Origin of the sequence: Sanguibacter gelidistatuariae (genome assembly GCF_900096585.1) — a bacterium.
GTDB classification, from domain to species: Bacteria; Actinomycetota; Actinomycetes; order Actinomycetales; family Cellulomonadaceae; genus Sanguibacter; species Sanguibacter gelidistatuariae.
The window spans coordinates 45887-64215 of the sequence record NZ_FMYH01000006.1; the positions used below are offsets into that span (position 1 = coordinate 45887).

The window sequence follows — 18329 nt, forward strand, 5'->3', positions numbered from 1 at the left end:
GTGATGATGGTCATGATGATGCGCGGTAAGGGCCACGCCGATGGCTGGCACGACCCCCGTCCACAGCCACCCGCTGTCAGCGGTGCAGGTGAGGCCCGTGTCGAGGCCCGCGAGAGCGCGCGACGGTCTCGTCGGCCTCCGTCTCGTGGGGCGGGAGTGTGATGACGAAGCGCGCTCCACGGCCGGGGCCGTCGCTGAAGGCTTGCACGGTTCCCCCGTGGGCCTCGATGATCGCCTTGACGATCGCCAGTCCGATCCCGGAGCCACCGCGGTCTCGGTCGCGGGCTGTTCCAGCGCGGTAGAAGCGTTCGAACAAGTGGGGCAGATGGGCAGGTTCGATGCCCTCACCGGTGTCGGAGACCTCCACCTGGGCATTGCCGGCCACCGCCGTAGAGGTGATCGTCACCGCTCCTCCGGGCTGAGTGTGCTGGAGTGCGTTCTCGACGAGATTCGCCAGCACCTGATGGATCCGGTCAGGGTCGACGGCGACGATCGGGACTCCCGACGCGGTCTCGACTCGAAGTTCGATCTCACGGTCGGCGCACTGGTGCGCGAACGCGCTGGCAACCTGGGTGATCAGCTCCGTCACGTCTGTCTGCACGCGATCGAGGTCTAGGTCGCTGCTCTCTGCGCGGGTGACGGCAGCGAGGTCGTCTGCCAGACGCACCAATCGCGTTCCCTGGGCTCGCAGCGTCGACAGGGTGGAGCTGTCCAGGGTCTTGACCCCGTCCTCGATGGCCTCCAGATAGGCCATGATCGTCGACACTGGCGTGCGCAGCTCGTGGGCGACGTCGGACAGCAGCCGCCGGCGCAGGCTGTGGCTCTCCTGGAGGCGAACAGCCATGTTGTTGAAGGCCGCGGTGAGTTCACTGAACTCGGCGCCCAGCGCAGGGTCGGTCACGAGGGTGTCGAACTGGCCACCCGCCACCCTGGTAGCTGCCGTGGACAGGATCCGCGTGGATCGTCCGATCCGGGTGGTGAGGAAGAGGCAGACGGCGATTGAGGCGACCCCTGCAGCGGCCAGCGCTATGGACAACGATGCCCCGGACGCCGTGCGGAACGCTTCTTCGGCATGGATGGTCGTGCTGCTGTCCTGGTCGACGCCGGCGACGACCATGTGCTCGTGGAAGATCGACGGTCCCAGAGCACTGGCCACCAGCCACGCGGTCAGTCCCCCGGTGAGCAGGACAAGGGCCATCGCCGCGAGGAGCCTGCCAGCTATCCCGACGTCGGACATGAGCCTGGGTCGGCCTGTCACTGGCCCATTCCCATGCGGTAGCCGACGCCTCGGACCGTCCGGACGTATTTCTGATCCAGCGCCGTGTCGCCGAGCTTCTGACGGACATGGAGAACATGGACGTCGACCAGGTGCTCGTCGCCCACCCACCCCTGGCCCCACACAGTGTCGATAAGCGCTCTACGGGAAAAGACCACTCGAGGACGATGCGCCAGTGCCGCGAGGACATCGAACTCGGTGCGTGTCAGTGCGACAGGCTGGTCCCCGAGGAAGACCTCACGCCCGTCGAGGTCAAGCTCAAGGTCTCCGAACCTGAGGCGCTCGGCAGGCGAGCCAACGCTCGTGGATCGACGTGGACGTCGGAGCATCACGGCGATGCGCGCCACCAACTCTCGGGGACTGAACGGTTTAGTCATGTAGTCATCAGCCCCGACAGACAGCCCGATCAGCATGTCGATCTCGTCGGTACGTGCGGTGAGCATGACGACGTAGCAGTCGGAGAACATGCGCAGCTGACGACAGACCTCAATTCCGTCTATACCGGGCAAGCCCAGGTCGAGCACGACCACATCAGGGTCGACCGTGCGAGCAAGGTCCAGCCCACCCGAGCCGTCGTGCGCGAGGTGCACCTCAAAGCCGCCCTTGCTCAGGTAGCTGCCCACGAGCTGGGCAAGCGGGCGTTCGTCATCGATGACCAGAGCCCGCCGAACGCCCAGTCCTGCATCTGTACCCATGACCACCATTGTGCCGTCGCGCGCTCCCCTCCCGCCCCGGGACACCCGGCCGACACCCATCTTCATCAAACGTTGATCAGAACCCGACCGGGCACCTGTTGTTGGGCGCCAAGGATGGTCGGGACAAGCGCCCAGACCAACCGTGGAGACCACGTGACCACCCCCACCGCACCAGCCTTGACCGTGACTGTCGTGACGGCGAACGCCTGCCACCACTGCCACGACGCCATCGACGTGCTGATGAAGAACGCTCTGAGCTACCAGATCGACGTCCGTGAGGTCCCATCCAGCTGCGCCGAAGGCCGCGAGCTCATCGCGACCCACCGCCCTCCCATGAGCCCCTTGGTCCTCATCAACGGTGAGTACTTCAGCTCAGGGCGCCTGCCCCGCAAGAAGCTGCGGGACTACCTCAACGCCCACGCCACCCCCGTCGTCGTCGATTCCGACCTCACCCCACAGGCGGCGCGGCACCATGGGTAGCGAACTCCTCACGTCCGGGTCGATCCTCGCGGCATTCTTCGCCGGCGGTGTTGCCCTGTTCGCGCCGTGCTGCATCGTCTTCCTCGCCCCGAGCTTTCTGGCAGGTGCGATCAAGAACCGTCGCTGGCGTCTGATCCCTCTCACCTTCGTCTTCACCGCTGGTCTGGCCCTGGTGCTGGTGCCCATCACGCTCGGGATGAGCCTGCTGGCCGGAGCCATCGCCCGCTACCACGGCCCCCTGTACTACGCGGGAGGCGCCCTAATGATCGCCCTGGCAGGCCTCGCGCTCTCAGGTCGCATGTGGTCCCTACCCCGATTCATCCGCACACCGGACACCTCACGCGGTGACGGCGCGAGCTTCTTCGCCCTCGGCGTCTTCTCCGGCATCGCCTCGAGCTGCTGCGCACCAGTCCTGGCCGGAGTTATGACCTTGTCGGCCCTGTCCGGCAGCGCCACAGGCGGCCTCGCACTCGGCCTCGCCTACGTCTTCGGCATGGTGTTCCCCCTCTTCGTCATGGCCCTGATCTGGGACAAGGCCCGGCTGGGCGAACGGCGGTTCCTCCAGGCCAAGACCGTCCGGCTGCGAATGGGGACCCGCACGCTCGTCACCAACAGTCTCAACATCGTCGTGTCGATCGGTTTTGCGGTGATGGGCATCTTCGTGATCGCCCTTGCCGACGACGCCGACATGACCGGCGGGACAGCCGCCCAGTACAACACAGCACGCCTGCTCACCCGGATCTTCCTGCGGGTGCAGCAATGGCTCGCCCCCGTCCCCGAGGCCCTCCTGGGGCTAGGACTGCTCGCGCTCGTCGCTGGGCTCGTCTGGTTCACCCTGTCCAGCCGCCGCACGCAGACCGACACGACCACAATCGACGTCCCGCCAGGGGACAGCACCCCGTCAGCACACCCGACACCCGGTGACGCCGCGCACTGCCACGACCCCGCAGAAAGAGCCCCACGATGACCAACGCACAGGCCGCGCGCCGAGAACGCGAACGCCAGGAACTGCTCACAGACGTCCAGCTCGCACAGCACGCCTCCACCCGGCGACGACGCATCCTGCGGGCGAGCGGATGGGCCGTGGGACTCGTGCTGGTGGTAGGGCTGGTCACCGCAGGTCTGCTCAGCGCCCGTCCCGATCAGACCACCGACGCCCGTACCGCCCCGGACTTCACTCTCGCGGCCTCCGACGGCGGGTCGACCACGTTGTCGGATCTGCGGGGCAGCCCAGTCATCCTCTACTTCAACGAGGGCGCCGGCTGCGACAGCTGCCTGGTCCAGATGGGCCAGATCGAAAAGGAACCAGGCTTCGCCGAGGCGGGGATCACCGTGCTGCCCATCGTCATGAACGACGCCGACCAGATCAACGTCGAACGCGATCGCCTTGGCGTGAGTACACCCTTCCTGCTCGACGACGGCGCAGTCTCCAAGGCCTACGACGTCCTGGGTACCGGGATGCACGAGGGACTCCCCGGGCACGGCTTCATCCTCATCGACACCGACGGCACACAGCTGTGGTCCGGCAACTACCCCTCGATGTGGCTCGACCCCTCAGAGCTGTTGGCCAAGGCAGAAGAGCTGCTCGCGGGCTAGCCACCACCCCCAAACTGCACGAACTTCCCGCTCCGAATACCGCGACCAACCCGCAGAGACGGAGCACGCCTGCTCTCGTGCTCGTGCAAGGCGCCCGCCATACCTGACCGCAGAGTGCATCGGTCAGGTATGGGATCTCCACCGCGAGCTGGATTTGAGGGCCATAGCGAGTCCCTTACCCACTCCGCAATATCATCCGCGGCCGCCGGCGACTCCAAGCACTGAGGTCGCGGGAGCCTCTACCAGCCAAGTCGCAGTGCCTGGACGACGGCGTACACGCCCGAGACCTGCCCCACGGTCGCCACGGGGAACTGCGTAAGGTGGATCAGTCCCCGCGTGAGGACAGTAACCTCGACGTACCCGGTCACCGCCGTGGTCTGGGACATCATCACCGGGATCGCGAGGACCCAGCCGATGAACGGCATGCACAGCAGGAGCAGTCCGAGGACGACGCTGCTGGTCGGCAGGTACGTGTAGGTCCAGGTGCGGTCGGCCACGATCCACTGGGCGCCTTGGAGCGGTGCGGCGCCGTTGGGGGTGATGATCCAGCCGTTGATGATGCCGATGTCGCCGAGGACCGCGTCGTAGGGGTAGCTCTGGATGGTGTCCATTCCCTGATGCTCACCCAGCGCCGGTCGTCACCGAAGGCCCAAAACGGAGTTCTGTGGATGAGTTGGCGCTTCGGCGACGTGTGGATGGCGAGTTGAAGTCGTCACCGGCGTCGCCAACAGGGGCACCGCCGACGCCCACTCCCCCATGCCCGCCGCCTCAAGGTCTGCCACGATCCCGCGGGCGACGGTGAGCACCTGTGTGGCGCTCTCGCGCAGCAGCTGGGCGTCGCCGCCGGCCCACCCCGCGACGTAGGGCACCGTGTACCCCGTGGTGTCCATCCCCGCACCGGTGGCCACGAGGTAAGCGATCGACTCGGCTTCGACCTCGGCGCGGCCGCCGCACAGTGCGTCCTGGTGGTAGTCAACGAGGCGGTGCTCGTGGTCGGCGCGGATGTGACCGAGCTCATGCGCGAGCGTCATAACCGCCTGGGCGGGCGCGACGTCGGCGCGGACCCTGACAGTGCGGGTCGCGAAGCTCGTAGAACCGTTCGCGCCAGCGCAGTCACCACGCTCGAGCCCGTACCCGGCGCCGTCAGTGAGGCTGGCGAGCGTGTCCCAGAGGCGAGCCGGCGCGGCACCCTGGAGCAGGGCGGGGGCGACGTCGGGCAGGGGCTTGCCGTCGGTCTAGGACAGATCGAAGACGTGCACGATCCGGAACCCGCCCCATCCGTCACCTGCGGGTCGCAACCTGATGGCGATCCCGTGGGTCGCCCGCTCGCTGCGTAGCCGCTGGTATCCGAAGATCTTCCAGATCCCTGTCGCGGCGGTCTTCGGGCTCGTCGCGTACCAGCTCCTCGCCGGGCCGGACGTTGCGCACGAGAACGCGGGCACCGCGCTCATGTGGGTCCTGTGGTGGCCGGTCATCCCGATCGTGTTCGTGCTGCTGGACCGGTTCTGGTGCGCGGTCTGCCCGTTCGGGGCACTGACGGACGTCGTGCAGAGATGGATCAGCGTCAACCGCCCGGTGCCGAAGTTCCTCAAGAACTACGGCATCTGGATCGTCGACGCCACGTTCCTCGCGATCACGTGGGCCGACCATGTGTGGGGCATCGTCGAGTCGCCGTGGGGCTCGGGCGTCCTGCTGCTCCTGCTCACGACCGCGGTGGTTGCCTCCGGGGCATTCTTCCACCGGCGCACGTTCTGCCGGTACCTGTGCTTCCTCGGCGGGCTGTCGGGCAACTACGGGCGAGTCGGGATGGTCGAGCTCCGCGCCGATTCCGGGATCTGCAAGACATGCACCTCGAAGGCAGTTTGCTACAACGGCAACGACAAGGTGGCCGGCTGCCCCCTTCACGTTCCCACGCACGATGGAGGACTCCGCGAACTGCAACCTCTGTGCCAACTGCATCAAGTCGTGCCCCAACGACGCCATCCAGGTCCGGCTTCGCAAACCGACCAGCGAGCTGTGGTTCATCACCAAGCCGAAGATCGAGCATTCCTACCAGGCCATGGCGATCATGGGCATCGTCCTCATCCAGAACATCACGATGCTCGAGGTCTGGACCGACGTCCTCGTCTGGATCGAGGCCACCACTGGGGTCGCGAGCTACGCGCTGATCTTCACCGTCGCGTTTGTCATCGCCGTGACAGTCCCCGTGGCGCTGCTCACCCTGGCATCCCGTATCGCGGCGGCCGGTAATCTTGAGGACACCGCGATGAACTTCGCTCGCTTCGGATATGCGCTCATCCCCCTCGACGTCGCGGCGCACCTGGCGCACAACCTCTTTCACCTGCTGGCCGAGGGCGGCTCTGTCTACACAGCAGTTGTTGCGCTCTTCGGGGTCGAAGCCAGAGGGGTCAACCCGGCCCTGCTGAGCACGGGCACCATCCAGGTACTGCAGTTCGCGCTGCTCGGGCTCGGTGTCGCGGGCTCCTCCTACACGGCCCGACGCATCGCCCACCGCCGCTATCGCACGAGCGCCCGACGGCGCGCGACGCTCATCCCGTACGCGGCGATCATCGCGCTGCTGGGCGCGATGAACGTGTGGATGTTCCTGCTGCCGATGGCTCACCGCATGTGACGTCGGGCGCCATTGGCAGGCCGGCGACACACGAGGATGCGTAGCCACCGAGACCGTGTCCGAGGACGACGGGGCCACACATGCTCGCCGCCTTCGGGGTCCTCGGCTCGGTACTCTCAGCCATGGTTCACGTAGGTAGCGAGTCGATCCAGTGGCCCAAGATGGCCGGGATCCGGCTCCACTGAGGGGTGGTGGCGTTCATGCATCGCATTCATGGCGACTCCTCGGTAACGGATCTCGAGCGACCTCTCGAGGTTACCCCCATGGGGTATCGTCGAGACCGAACGGATGGTCCCGGACATTCCACGTTCCCGCAGCCTCTGAGACGCGTGAACGGCGAGGTGGCCACGTCACGCCGACCTCTCATAGAGCGCGCGCCGTGGTCGATGGGATGAGTCGAATACGTGAAGGGCAGGCAGACATGGACGGGATCGTGGCGATCTCTCAGCGGATCACCGAGATTCAAGCGACGATCGGCTCCTTCTCCCCACCCCGCCCCGACCTTCCAGACATCGTGCGCTCGGTGTCCTTCGACCAAGCCCTCGGACAGGCCGTCGACGACCTGTCACTGGTCGACTCTGCGGGGTCTTCCACGGCGTCATGGTCAGCGGCAGGTGTTCCCGCTGACCTGGCTCGCTATGGCAACGGTGAAGTCCCTCGCACAGAACTGATTGACGTCGCAGGTACGGGGCATCGACTGTGGGCTCCGGCCGGAAAGGCGTTCGAACAGCTACTCACGGACGCGGCGGAGGACGGGGTCTCGATCGGGATCACGGATTCCTATCGCTCCTACGCAGCGCAGGTTGACGTCGCAGAACGCAAGGGCCTGTACTCCCAGGGGGGCCTCGCGGCTACCCCGGGCACAAGTCCTCACGGCTGGGGCATCGCTCTCGATCTTGACCTGAACTCCCAGGCACAAGCTTGGATGCGGGCCAACGCTGGACGCTATGGGTTCGTGGAAGACACTCCCCGGGAGCCGTGGCATTGGGTCTACCGCAAGTAGTCGGGCGGGCTCACTCCTGAGACCACGAGCGCCCCGCATCTCCGGTCCGGTAGACAATGCCGTCGAAGGCCGCGAGGTAGGACTCCTCCCCGATCGCGGTGAAGGCTTCTGGTGTCTCTTGGGACACGCCTGTGCCTGCCCACCCCGCCCCGTTCAACACCCAGAGCCTGCCCGACGCGTCCAGACCCGCCAGAGAGGCCGTCATCTGGTCCGAGCGACCAGGGACATGGGCGATCAAGACCAGCCGCTCGGGCGGCTGGACCTCATGAGGAGCGAACTCTCCTCCACCATCTGTGCTCACCAGAAGTCCGTCTTCCGTCGTTGCGACGAGGCGGGCTGGGTTGTTCGGATCAACATCGATGTCTCGGGCCTCGATCGTCGGGCCGCTCGTCCAGGTCACACCTGCGTCGTTGCTGCTCTTGAGCTGTCCGTCGGAGGAGTCCAAGCCGTAGAGGCGGTCTTCGACTCCCGTGAGGTCATGGAAATCACTTCGCCCACGCTGGGAAACGTCCTCCCATGCGACTCCAGCGTCTGTGCTGCGCAACAGACCTAGATTCGCCGGTGCGGCCTCGCCGGGAGCTGGATGGCCGCTGGCGAAGAACGTGTCGGCCCCCGTGACTACGAAGCCCATCATGTCGCCTCGGCTCTCACCGACGAGTTGCGGGGTCGGATCATCGAGCCGGAAGAGTCCCTGATGAGTTGCTACGTACACCTTGTCATCACCGGGGTTGAGACCGATGCCATGGATGTGCTCGAATTCGGTCCAGGACGCGCCGGACGCGTCCTCGGCTGCGTTCTGCGTGACTGGCGACGTGGCACAACCCGCGAGGGCCAGAACAAGGGCAAGAGAGAGCGCAGAGGCCGATCGTGCGGTGGGATGAGGGCGCATTGAGGGTCCTTGAGGAGCGAGAGTGCACGGGACGTGGCGGGACAGCGATTCACGCTGTCCCGCCACGGGAAGGCGAACTGAGTCAGAGGCTGTCGAGCATGCCCTGCATCGTGGCGATCTCGGTCGTCTGAGCGTCGATGATCGTCTGGGCAAGCGCCAGGGCGTCTGCGTTCTCGCCCGCGTCCAGCTCCTCCTGCGCCATCCCCACTGCACCTTCGTGGTGGTCGATCATCAGCTCCAGGAACCGTCGGTCGAACTCGGTTCCGGTCAGGGCACTGAGCTCGGTCATGACCGCTTCCTGGTCCATGCCTTCCATCTGCATGTCGCCGTGATCCATACCTTCCATGCCACCGTCAGGCGAGGCGGACTCACCCCAGGCATCAAGCCACGACGTCATGGTGTCGATCTCGGGGCCTTGGGCGGACGAGATGTCCGCCGCAAGGTCTTTGACCTCCTGGTTCCCAGCATTCGTTGCCGCGAGGTCAGCCATCTCGACTGCGCCCTCGTGGTGAATGATCATCATCTGCGCAAACTCGGTATCGGCATCGTTGTGCGCCGCCACGGCAGAATTCTCCGCTGTCTCCTGCGTCGTGGATGCTGATTCCGACTCTGGCGCAGTATCGCCGCACGCGGCGAGAGTTGTTGCCAGCGCCAAGGATGCGGCAAGTGCAACAATGCGTGTCTTGGTGTTCATGTAGGGCTCCATCGTCTGCCCGTCCCTGAGGGACGGGATCTGGGTGTGGTCGCTCGGGGTTTGCCGCAGGGCGGCAACCAGAGGTCTCCTACACCCGTAGAACGCACAGAGAGTGCGCCACGATGGGTCGACTGCCTCGATCATGATGCGCAAGCGCTGCCACCAATATGCCCAGGGCGCGGCAGCACATGCGGCTCGGTCGGTTCCTGCCCAGAATCCACCTAGAGACAACGGGTACCAAGATCGCCGCTGCGACCAGAGCGCAGCACACAACGAGAGCGTCGTGGAGCGAACTCTCAGCCGCGGGGTGCACGAGGGGAAGGAGTGCGACCGCTGATGCCGAGGGCGTCGTCCACGTCTCGCCGGGCAGGCCCGAAGCGACCGACATCGGCGCCTCGAGCTCCATGCGCCCTCCGTGGCCACCCTCGGACACACTGTGCATCGCTACGCCGGCGAGCACTACGAAGAGCAGGACGACGGCAGCGCCGAGGCGCTCGATGCTGCTCACCCGGGCGGCCATCTCTCCCCCAAATTCCAGATCACAAGTACGGTCACGGTAACAAAGGTTCCTGAGAGGCTTGATGAGTCCTACGTCACACGCTCACATCGAGTGACCGGATCACCGGGAGGCGCACCTACAGACGCGCACCGGTGACCTGGGCTCGGATGCGCATCTGCTCACATGGTCCACGCTTCGATGTCATGTCACTCCCCCACGCCGTCGTCACTCGGGAACCAGGTGACCCGACACGCTCCACCCTGCTCGGCCGTCGTGATCGTCCCGTGACATACCGAAGGCATGTGCTGTACGTTCGACACACTCCACAGAGGCGACAGGCCAGTGAAGCGCTCGAGCGGCACGTCTAGCCCTGCCACCGCCCGAGGTTCCCAAGTACTCGTTGGCAGGGACGGGGGACCCAGAAGTGGGCGCTGTATCCAGCGTCCTTGGGGTGAAGCCGCATGACCCGAGGGTCATCGGCCGGGTGTTCTCCTACCCGAACCCGACAGCTAACCTCGCAGGCGTCATGGAGAGAACATGAACCCGAAGGTGAACTCTGCCCGCCACCGCGCGGCCAGGCGCCCCATCACACCCCTCACGACGCTGCTGCACAGCACCTCCTCAGGGGCAACCAGCATCGGCCGCCGAACAGTGGTCGCTGCAGCCTCCTCCGGGCTTCTCGTCTCGATGTTCGTCGGATCCCCCGCCTCAGCAGCACCCGTTGCCAGCTCCTCGTCACCAAGCACCGTGGACGTCGACGCACTGACCGCCCAGGCGCAGGAAGCACTAGAGGTGGCGCCCACTGTCACCGTCGCCGCGGACGCATCGTGGACCGTCGAGCTCACCGCCGTCACGGTCACGCCTGCACCGGAACCCGAGCCGGAGCCGGAGCCGGTCCGGTCCGCACCCGCCGCGTCGCGCTCGGTAGAGCGCGCGTCGACCCGGTCTGTCGCGAGCGAGACTGCGGCCGCACCGGCCGAAGCCCCCGCTGAGGTCTCGATCCCCGCCGCGGCCTCCGGGAGCGCCATCATCGAAGCGGCCAGCCGGTACGTCGGCGTGCCCTACGTCTGGGGAGGAACAACCCCCAGCGGATTCGACTGCTCCGGCTTCACCTCCTACGTCTACGCCCAAGTCGGCATCACCATCCCCCGCACCTCAGGGGCCCAGCAAGCAGCCGGCACCGTGGTGTCACGAGACCAGGCACAGCCCGGAGACCTCATATTCTCCCCCGGCCACATCGGGATCTACGCGGGCGGCAACACGATGATCGACGCACCCAAGCCCGGTAAGACCATCCAGTTCCGCGACATCTGGCAGTCGAACCCGACCTTCGTCCGCATGGGCTGACACCGGTTTCCAGGCCCCGCAGGACGCTCCCCTGGGCCCTGACGCAACCCAGGCACAAGAGCCTCGCGGGACCGTGGATGGCGCGGAGACCTGTCCGTCTGGGTCCCAGACCGACAAGCATGCTCTGGCTCCGTCTGGATGGACCGTCCTACAGCACGAGCCCTCGTGGCTCGTGCTGTAGGACTTCATCTGCTCGGCCACCGCTATGACCTCGGTGCCACCGGTCATGGTCGGCGTGGTATCAACAAACGAGCCGCGCTCTCCTCCCTCCCGAAGCCCTGGGAGGAGTTCCTCACGCCGTGGCTGGCGCGGTGAAGCTGGCGGGGTCTGCCTTGAAGCTGGCTGCACAGTGCTTGGAACAGAAGTAGTACGTGGCGCCCCCATACTCGGCGCTGGCCGCAGCTGTAGTCGGGTCGACGGCCATTCCACAGACCGGATCAATGGCCTTCTCGGTCACCTTGGACATTTCTCCTACCTTCTCTTCATCGCGTCCGACGTCCACCACCGGGTCGATGGTTGGTACGCGGACAGCGTCTGGGATGGTCCGCGGCGTGAACCTGCGGAGCCGGTTGGCGTTGGCGACCACCGACAGCGACGACAGTGCCATGGCCCCCGCGGCGATCATGGGGCTCAGGGTCAAACCGAACGCCGGGTAGAGCACCCCGGCGGCGATCGGGATCCCGATCGCGTTGTAGATGAACGCGAAGACCAGGTTCTGTCTGATGTTGCGCATCGTGGCCCGGGACAGGTCGATCGCGGTCACGAGGCCGGAGAGCGCGCCGGAGATCAGGGTGATGTCTGAGGACTCGATGGCCACGTCTGTGCCGGTGCCGATGGCCGAGCCGACGTCGGCCTGGGCCAGTGCGGGAGCGTCGTTGATGCCGTCCCCGACCATGCCGACGACCCGTCCCTCGGCCTGCAGTCGTTGGATCTCGCGCGCTTTGTGCTCGGGCATGACCTCGGCGACCACGCGGCGGATGCCGACCTGTCGGGCAATGGCGGCAGCGGTGGCGCGGTTGTCGCCGGTCATCATCACCACGTCGAGGCCGCGAGCCTGCAAGGCGGCGACTGCGGCGGCAGAGCCGGGCTTGAGAGTGTCTGCCACGCCGATCACCCCGGCCGGTCGGCCGTCGATGGCGACGAGCATCGGGGTCTTGCCGTCAGATGCGAGCCGGCCCGAATCAGCGGCCAGTTCGTCGGGGTCGATGCCAGCCCCGAGCAGCAGGCGCTGGTTGCCGACCAGGACCTCGCGGCCTGCGACCAGGGCCCGCACCCCCTGACCTGTCACGGAGTCGAATGCGACGGCTTCCTCGAGTCGCAGCCCCCGCTCGCGGGCACCGGCGACGATCGCGGTGGCGAGCGGGTGCTCGGAGGGCCGCTCCACGGCCGCGACCAACGCCAGCAGCTCGTCGTTGGCGAACCCGTGAGCCGGAAGGACATCGGTCAGCGCAGGGGCGCCCTTGGTGATGGTTCCGGTCTTGTCCAGCACGACGGTGTCGAGCTTGTGGGCAGTCTCCAAGGCCTCGGCCGAGCGGATGAGGATGCCGGCGCCAGCCCCCTTCCCCGTGCCCACCGTGATCGACAAAGGGGTGGCCAGACCCAGTGCACATGGGCAGGCAATGATCAGTACCGAGACGGCTGCGACCATGGCGAAGATGAAGGCCGGTGGGGGGCCGACCAGTGACCAGACCACGAAGGTCCAGATCGCGATCGCGATGACCGCGGGCACGAAGTAGCTGGAGACCTCGTCCACCAGGCGCTGGATCGGGGCCTTGGAACCTTGCGCCTCGCGGACCAGCTTGATGATCTGGGCGAGCATCGTGTCTGACCCGACCTTGGTCGCGGTGTAGCGGAAGGTCCCGGTCTGGTTGATGGTGGCGCCGATGACAGTGTCACCGGTCGTCTTGGTCACCGGGATGGGCTCCCCGGTGACCATCGCCTCATCCACAGCGGAGCGGCCCTCGAGCACTTCCCCGTCCACCGGAAGCTTCTCTCCTGGGCGCACGACCACGACATCTCCCGTGACAACCTCCTCGATCGGGATGTCGGCCTCCGTCCCGTCGCGGATGACACGAGCGGTGCGCGGCTGCAGCCCGATCAGGGTCCGGATCGCCTCACCGGTGCCGGCCTTGGCCTTGGTCTCCAGCAGTCGACCGAGCAGGATCAGGGTGATGATCACCCCGACCGCCTCGTAGTACACCTCACGCACCTCCACCGGCAGCGCCCCCGGCGCGAAGGTGACGACGAGGCTGTATCCGAAGGCAGCGATGGTGCCCAGCGTGATCAGGGAGTTCATGTCGGCCGCGCGATGGCTCAGCGCCAACCACCCGGTGCGGTGCACGGGCCACCCGGTGTAGAGCATCACCGGGGCGATGAGGACGAGCTGTATCCAGGGGTCCAGCAGAGGTGCTGGGACCCAGTCGGCCATGAAGACATCTCGCGCCATGACGGCGAAGAGCACCGGCAAGGTCAGCACCGCACCAACGACCACACGCCGTCGCAAGTCACGGATCTCCACGTCACGCTCCTCCGCGCCCTCGTCCGTCTGGAGGACTCCGGACATCGCGCCCTGCAAGGCCTCCTGCGCAGGCCGAGCACGGCTTGTAGCTATTGGTGCGGTGACCTCGTTCGCCAGGCCCGGTCCGCTCGCGGGCGCCCCGGCATCCGTGACATGCAGGTGACCTCGGACCATGTTCATACCGCAGGCGAACTCGAAGTCACCCGTCGTCTCCGGCATGAGCTCTACTGTCGTGGTCTGGTAGGCCGGAAGGATCTGGTTGACCTTGAAGGCCGGCATGACCACCCGGGAAGTGCAGTCTCCCGTCTCCTGCCGGTCGAACTCCATCCGCACCGGGACCCCGCGGGTCACCTGGATGACGTCCGGGCTGTAGCCACCCTGGACCTTGACCCTGACCACCTGCACTCCCTCGTCCATGACGGCCTGGCGGACCTTCTTCGGACCGAAGAAGAACCACGCCATGAAGCCGGTCAACGCAAGGGCCGCGACGATGATGACGATCTCAGAACCGGTCATCGCACACCTCCAAGAAAGAACTCACTGTTGTCTAGCTCGCTGATTCGCGTCGCCAGGACATGTTCAGGTCCGTGGTCGTGGGGACCGGCGCGCCTGTCGTCGGCCGCCAAGACGAACCCTGCCTGCTCGACCGCCGCGCGGATCTGGTCGGTTCTCATGGCTGCACCGCTGGTGACCACGACGGGCGATCGGCCACCGACGACCAGGTCGATGGCCGCGCCGCTCACCCCAGCGACCGTGCGCATCTGCTCCAGCACCTCGGCCAGGCACGACCCGCAGGTCAATCCCTCGACGGCAAACGCGGTGGTGACCATGATTCAACCTTCCAGCTCGGCAAGTACCCCGGGGGGGTATCTCAACAATGGACCTGGTTCGCGACGACGTCAACACGGGATCGACGAAGATTCGATGAAGCGTCGCGTCCCTCTGAGCGACGAGCGCGTCTATGTGCTGGTCTTCATCGAACCTTGACCGTTCCTCATGGTGTTCTTCGTCCAGGTCCGCAACTGTTCATGGTGGGCACGGCTCGGACCCGGCACCAGGCCAGCCGCCGCGCCCACGGACGGAGACAATCGTGCAACCGGTGCTGTTCTCGATCCTGGGCGTAGACGTCCAGACCTACGGGGTGAGCAAGGCTCTCGCTGCCCTGGCAGGGGCCTATCTGCTCGGCCGCGCCTTCGAGCGTCAGGGTCTGAAGAGAGACTCGGCCCACTCACTGGTGCTGTGGGCGACCGTCTGGGGCTTCGTCGCAGCGAAGATCTACTTCTTGCTCGAGCAAGGTGGTGGTATCACTGTCCACGACCTCGGCGGGATGGGGTTCACCTGGTACGGCGGCCTGGTTGGTGGCGTGCTGTCTGCGCTGGTCGTCATCCATCGTCACCGGTTGCCACTCGGCGTCGTCGCCGGCGCCATCGCCGTGCCCCTCACCGTCGCATACGGGATCGGTCGGCTCGGCTGCTTCTTCTCCGGTGACGGCACCTATGGCGAGCCGTCATCGTTGCCGTGGGCGATGTCGTTCCCTAACGGCGTGGTCGCCACCACCGTCCCGGTCCACCCCACCCCCCTGTATGAGGCGTTGGCGGCCGTGGTGATCGCCGCGGCACTGTGGGCACTGGGCAGGCGGTGGAAGCCCGTAGCCGTCTTCGGGGCATACCTCGTCCTGAGTGGCACCGCCCGTTTCCTCGTCGAGATCGTCCGCGTCAACGACCCCGCCCTGCTCGGGCTCACCCAACCACAGCTGTGGTCCATCGTCTCGGTCGTGGCAGGAGGAGTCCTCGTCGCCCGCGCCCGCCCGCTCCGCTTCACCGCTGACCGAGGTCCGGGCGCACCGCACCGCCCGACCCACCTCCCCGAGACGGCGAACGCCTGAGAGGGCAGCTCCGGGCTACGCAGGAAGATCTTCAGTGATTCTTCGTCGCTTCTGCATCTGCACGCACGGGTGGGACCCGCAGTCTCATGAGGTCAGCAGTTGACGTCGACACCTTCGCGAAAGACGTCCACAACACGCACAACGAGAGAGATCTGGGTGAGGACGATGAACAAGCAGGGTCACAATCACGGTGGGAAGACCCACCTCCTGGGAATGCTGGGTATCGCTGCAGTGGTGCTGGTCGTCCTGCTCGCCGCTGGGCGCTCCTTCGGTGAAGCGCTGCCGCTGGCCGCCGTACTGGCCTGCCCGTTGATGATGGTCGGGATGATGTTCATGATGAGGAAGGGGCACGACAAGTCCGACCACGACACTACGAAACCACCGGCACCGAACCCGACCTCGCCGGCGCCGAGCAGCTCCGTACACCAGGGCCACTGAGCCCTGATCCGAAAGATCGGGAGTGGCCCGGGAGGGTGACATCGGGCTCCGCTCGCTGTTCTGGAGCGAATCGACCTGCCCCGCTGCTACCAGGAGGCACCCTCCTTTGGCTTCTAGGCAACGGCGACGTCCTTCGATATCAGCTCTGCCCAGTGAGATACCAGGCCTCGTGGAAGGTCCAGGTCTGGCCACGCGTCAATGAGCAGTGCCCCGTCGACGATCGAGAGGATGTCCTCCGGGCTGCCCTCAGACAGCACCGCTCGGTATGCGCGGATCCGGTCGCTGCGCACGCTGAGGTCGAGTTCGCGCCGCTGCCCCGACCACGCCACGTGCAACGGCAGCGTCACGGTCCTTGTCGCCTGTTGAGGGCTCAGTCGTGGCAGATGTGACGGGACGCTGTAGGCGGAGCCGCGCGCCCCCAGGACCTCATGGAACGTGATCTCGTCTGCGGCCTCAAGACGGTGCCCGGTCAGGTGGAGCAACCGGGTGAGGGTGTCTCCGGTCGGGGACTTGCGCCCGTTCTCGTACGCGGAGATCGCGGTGCGCGCCGTACCGGCCTGGTCTGCGAGCTCTTGCGCAGTCATGCCGGCGTCCAGCCGCGCCTGCCGCAGCAGTGTTGCAACGCTCATCGCCGGACCTCCATCCGCATTCCGTCGGGCCGTCTCGTATCCGATCGTAGACGTATCTGCCAGCCGCGGCAAGCGCCACGTGATCCTGTCGCGATCTCGCAGTCCCATCACCAAACACGCCCGCGCCGCTCCCACCGCCGACCACGCCCCAACAGCCAGCTGGGCGTCGCATCACTTGCCCTCCCCTACGACCGCGCCCTCAGCCAGCTGGGAGGAATTCCCCCGGACCCACGCGGCTATTCCCGCCGCACCCGAACCGCCATCACCGCGTCGAACTACGCTTCCTGGGCGCTACGCACCGGAACCACCTCGTACAAAATCAGATGACCCGCAGTCCCTGAACCATTCTGTACACGCTCCAGATCTGCCCCACGGTCGCCACAGGGATCTGCGTCAGGTGGATCAACCCCCGCGTCAGGACAGTCACCTCGACATACCCGGTCACCGCCGTGGCCTGGGATGCCATCACCGGAATCGCGAGAATCCAGCCAATGAACGGGATGCACAGCAGGAGCAGTCCGAGGACGACGCTGCTGGTCGGCAGGTACGAATAGGTCCAGGTGCGGTCGGCCACGATCCACTGGGCGCCTTGGAGCGGTGCGGCGCCGTTGGGGGTGATGATCCAGCCGTTGATGATGCCGATGTCACCGAGGACCGCGTCGTAGGGGTAGCTCTGGATGGTGTCCATTCCCTGATGCTCACCCCGCACCGGTCGTCACCGAAGGCCAAAAACGGGGTTCTGTGGATGAGTAGGCACTTCGGCGGGGTATGGATGGTGAGTTGACGTCGTCACCGGCACCACCGACAGGGTCACCGCCGGCGTCCGCTCCCCCATGCCCGACGCCGCCTCGAGGTCTGCCACGATCCCGCGGGCGACGGTGAGCACCTGGGTGGCGCTCTCGCGCAGCACCTGGGGGTCGCCGCCGGCCCAGCCCGCGACGTAGGGCACCGTGTACCCCGTGGTGTCCATCCCCGCGCCGGTGGCCACGAGGTAGGCGATCGACTCCGCTTCGACCTCGGCCCGGCCGCGGCACAAGGCGTCCTGGTGATAGTCAACGAGGCGGTGCTCGTGGTCGGCGCGGATGTGGCCGAGCTCGTGCGCGAGGGTCTTGGCCGCTTGTGCAGGCGCGACGTCGGCGCGGACCCTGACCGTGCGGGTCGCGAAGCTCGTAGAACCGTTCGCGCCAGCGCAGTCACCACGCTCGAGCCCATACCCGGCGTCGCCGGTGAGGCTGGCGAGCGTGTCCCAGAGGTGAGCCGGCGCGGCGCCCTGGAGCAGCGCGGGTGCGCCGTCGGGCAGGGGCTTACCGTCGGTCTGGGACAGGTCGAAGACGTGCACGATCCGGAACCCAGCCAGAACCCTTCGGGGGGCTTGGTCGGTGTCCCCCGGGCCAAGTCCATCAGCGCCCACCGCGTCTGAGCCTCGTGCATGCGCCGGTGGTGCGTTCTCGGCCGAGGTGGCGCGAGGCCCGTAGGTGCACGGCGTGAGGATGGCGATGCCCTTCTCACCCTTGACCACGTGCCGCCCGAGCTGGGTCCAGGTCCGGAACCCTGCGACGCGGGTCGCCGTGGAGCGTTGGGCGTTGATCAGGAGGACGTTGGACGGTGAGTACGTCGGGAACCGCGCCGCCGCCCGCAGCATCTGCATCCACTCATCCGAGGACGCGAGAGCCTCGACCGCGGACATGAGCTGGGCATGCAAGGCCGTCAGTTTGTCCTCAGCAGACGGCCCGTCCCCTCGCGCGCCG

20 protein-coding genes, 1 pseudogene and 1 riboswitch are annotated in these 18329 nt (G+C 66.4%); of the genes and pseudogenes, 9 read left to right on the plus strand and 12 right to left on the minus strand.

The window, feature by feature from the left end; all coding sequences use genetic code 11:
• Nucleotides 1-76: 76 nt before the first annotated feature.
• Both BLQ50_RS13235 and BLQ50_RS13240 read right to left on the minus strand, forming a co-directional pair.
• On the minus strand, nt 77-1258 hold the full coding sequence (locus tag BLQ50_RS13235; protein WP_245701212.1) for a HAMP domain-containing sensor histidine kinase: 1182 nt from the start codon (nt 1256-1258) through the stop codon (nt 77-79).
• Complete coding sequence (locus BLQ50_RS13240) at nt 1255-1971, minus strand: response regulator transcription factor (protein WP_217629182.1); 717 nt, start codon at nt 1969-1971, stop codon at nt 1255-1257. The genes BLQ50_RS13235 and BLQ50_RS13240 overlap by 4 nt, the downstream gene beginning before the upstream one ends.
• 153 nt (nt 1972-2124) lie before the next feature.
• Here BLQ50_RS13240 and BLQ50_RS13245 point away from each other — a divergent pair, with 153 nt between their 5' ends.
• The 3 genes from BLQ50_RS13245 to BLQ50_RS13255 are packed head-to-tail and all read left to right on the plus strand — an operon-like array spanning nt 2125 to nt 4047.
• A complete protein-coding gene (locus BLQ50_RS13245) occupies nt 2125-2451 on the plus strand; it encodes a thioredoxin domain-containing protein (protein WP_175559133.1) in 327 nt (108 codons plus the stop codon).
• Nucleotides 2444-3418, plus strand: coding sequence for a cytochrome c biogenesis CcdA family protein (locus BLQ50_RS13250; protein WP_093184444.1), 975 nt, complete (start codon nt 2444-2446; stop codon nt 3416-3418). Before BLQ50_RS13245 ends, BLQ50_RS13250 begins: the two co-directional genes overlap by 8 nt.
• On the plus strand, nt 3415-4047 hold the full coding sequence (locus tag BLQ50_RS13255) for a peroxiredoxin family protein (protein WP_093184447.1): 633 nt from the start codon (nt 3415-3417) through the stop codon (nt 4045-4047). The genes BLQ50_RS13250 and BLQ50_RS13255 overlap by 4 nt, the downstream gene beginning before the upstream one ends.
• A 239-nt stretch (nt 4048-4286) precedes the next feature.
• Here the strand turns inward: BLQ50_RS13255 and BLQ50_RS13260 are convergent, their stop codons facing one another.
• The 3 genes from BLQ50_RS13260 to BLQ50_RS19105 form a co-directional block, all read right to left on the minus strand.
• A complete protein-coding gene (locus BLQ50_RS13260; RefSeq protein ID WP_093184450.1) occupies nt 4287-4658 on the minus strand; it encodes a hypothetical protein in 372 nt (123 codons plus the stop codon).
• A 27-nt stretch (nt 4659-4685) separates the two neighbouring features.
• On the minus strand, nt 4686-5078 hold the full coding sequence (locus tag BLQ50_RS13265) for a hypothetical protein (RefSeq protein WP_093184452.1): 393 nt from the start codon (nt 5076-5078) through the stop codon (nt 4686-4688).
• Nucleotides 5079-5282: 204 nt separating this feature from the next.
• Nucleotides 5283-5498, minus strand: a complete 216-nt coding sequence (locus BLQ50_RS19105; protein ID WP_245701250.1) for a hypothetical protein — start codon at nt 5496-5498, stop codon at nt 5283-5285.
• Between BLQ50_RS19105 and BLQ50_RS19110 the strand changes: the two are divergent.
• The 3 genes and pseudogenes from BLQ50_RS19110 to BLQ50_RS13275 all read left to right on the plus strand — a co-directional run.
• Nucleotides 5497-5568: pseudogene (locus tag BLQ50_RS19110) on the plus strand (hypothetical protein); the annotation flags it as partial. The gene BLQ50_RS19105 and the pseudogene BLQ50_RS19110 overlap by 2 nt on opposite strands.
• 397 nt (nt 5569-5965) lie before the next feature.
• On the plus strand, nt 5966-6679 hold the full coding sequence (locus BLQ50_RS19115) for a 4Fe-4S dicluster domain-containing protein (protein ID WP_245701252.1): 714 nt from the start codon (nt 5966-5968) through the stop codon (nt 6677-6679).
• Nucleotides 6680-7112: 433 nt separating this feature from the next.
• Nucleotides 7113-7682, plus strand: coding sequence for a M15 family metallopeptidase (locus tag BLQ50_RS13275; protein ID WP_245701214.1), 570 nt, complete (start codon nt 7113-7115; stop codon nt 7680-7682).
• Between the two features lie 10 nt (nt 7683-7692).
• Here BLQ50_RS13275 and BLQ50_RS13280 read toward each other — a convergent pair whose 3' ends face one another.
• Both BLQ50_RS13280 and BLQ50_RS13285 read right to left on the minus strand, forming a co-directional pair.
• Entirely contained in the window at nt 7693-8571 is an 879-nt protein-coding gene (locus BLQ50_RS13280; protein ID WP_093184457.1) for a F510_1955 family glycosylhydrolase, read from the minus strand.
• A gap of 82 nt (nt 8572-8653) precedes the next feature.
• Complete coding sequence (locus tag BLQ50_RS13285; RefSeq protein ID WP_245701215.1) at nt 8654-9277, minus strand: DUF305 domain-containing protein; 624 nt, start codon at nt 9275-9277, stop codon at nt 8654-8656.
• 854 nt (nt 9278-10131) lie between these two features.
• A riboswitch (cyclic di-AMP (ydaO/yuaA leader) is annotated at nt 10132-10303 on the plus strand.
• Here BLQ50_RS13285 and BLQ50_RS13295 point away from each other — a divergent pair.
• Entirely contained in the window at nt 10302-11111 is an 810-nt protein-coding gene (locus BLQ50_RS13295) for a C40 family peptidase (RefSeq protein WP_093184465.1), read from the plus strand. Its footprint overlaps the riboswitch before it by 2 nt.
• 292 nt (nt 11112-11403) lie before the next feature.
• Here BLQ50_RS13295 and BLQ50_RS13300 read toward each other — a convergent pair whose 3' ends face one another.
• Entirely contained in the window at nt 11404-14145 is a 2742-nt protein-coding gene (locus BLQ50_RS13300) for a heavy metal translocating P-type ATPase (protein WP_093184467.1), read from the minus strand.
• Nucleotides 14142-14459 carry a heavy-metal-associated domain-containing protein gene (locus BLQ50_RS13305; RefSeq protein WP_093184470.1) on the minus strand — a complete coding sequence of 106 codons (318 nt, stop codon included), beginning with the start codon at nt 14457-14459 and terminating at the stop codon, nt 14142-14144. Before BLQ50_RS13305 ends, BLQ50_RS13300 begins: the two co-directional genes overlap by 4 nt.
• Before the next feature lie 269 nt (nt 14460-14728).
• Between BLQ50_RS13305 and BLQ50_RS13310 the strand changes: the two genes are divergently transcribed.
• Together BLQ50_RS13310 and BLQ50_RS13315 are read left to right on the plus strand one after the other, a co-directional pair.
• A complete protein-coding gene (locus tag BLQ50_RS13310; RefSeq protein ID WP_245701216.1) occupies nt 14729-15514 on the plus strand; it encodes a prolipoprotein diacylglyceryl transferase in 786 nt (261 codons plus the stop codon).
• 165 nt (nt 15515-15679) lie between these two features.
• A complete protein-coding gene (locus BLQ50_RS13315; protein ID WP_093184476.1) occupies nt 15680-15952 on the plus strand; it encodes a DUF2933 domain-containing protein in 273 nt (90 codons plus the stop codon).
• 113 nt (nt 15953-16065) lie between these two features.
• On the opposite strand, the gene BLQ50_RS13320 is transcribed toward BLQ50_RS13315, so the two are convergent.
• From BLQ50_RS13320 to BLQ50_RS13330, 3 genes are all read right to left on the minus strand, one after another.
• Nucleotides 16066-16581, minus strand: coding sequence for a helix-turn-helix domain-containing protein (locus BLQ50_RS13320; protein ID WP_093184479.1), 516 nt, complete (start codon nt 16579-16581; stop codon nt 16066-16068).
• Between the two features lie 319 nt (nt 16582-16900).
• The gene (locus BLQ50_RS13325) at nt 16901-17269 is read right to left on the minus strand and encodes a hypothetical protein (protein ID WP_093184483.1); all 369 of its coding nucleotides are present in this window, start codon (nt 17267-17269) and stop codon (nt 16901-16903) included.
• A gap of 27 nt (nt 17270-17296) precedes the next feature.
• Nucleotides 17297-18283: an ArdC-like ssDNA-binding domain-containing protein gene (locus BLQ50_RS13330; RefSeq protein WP_175559134.1), complete on the minus strand. Its 987-nt coding sequence runs from the start codon at nt 18281-18283 to the stop codon at nt 17297-17299.
• Between the last annotated feature and the right edge of the window lie 46 nt (nt 18284-18329).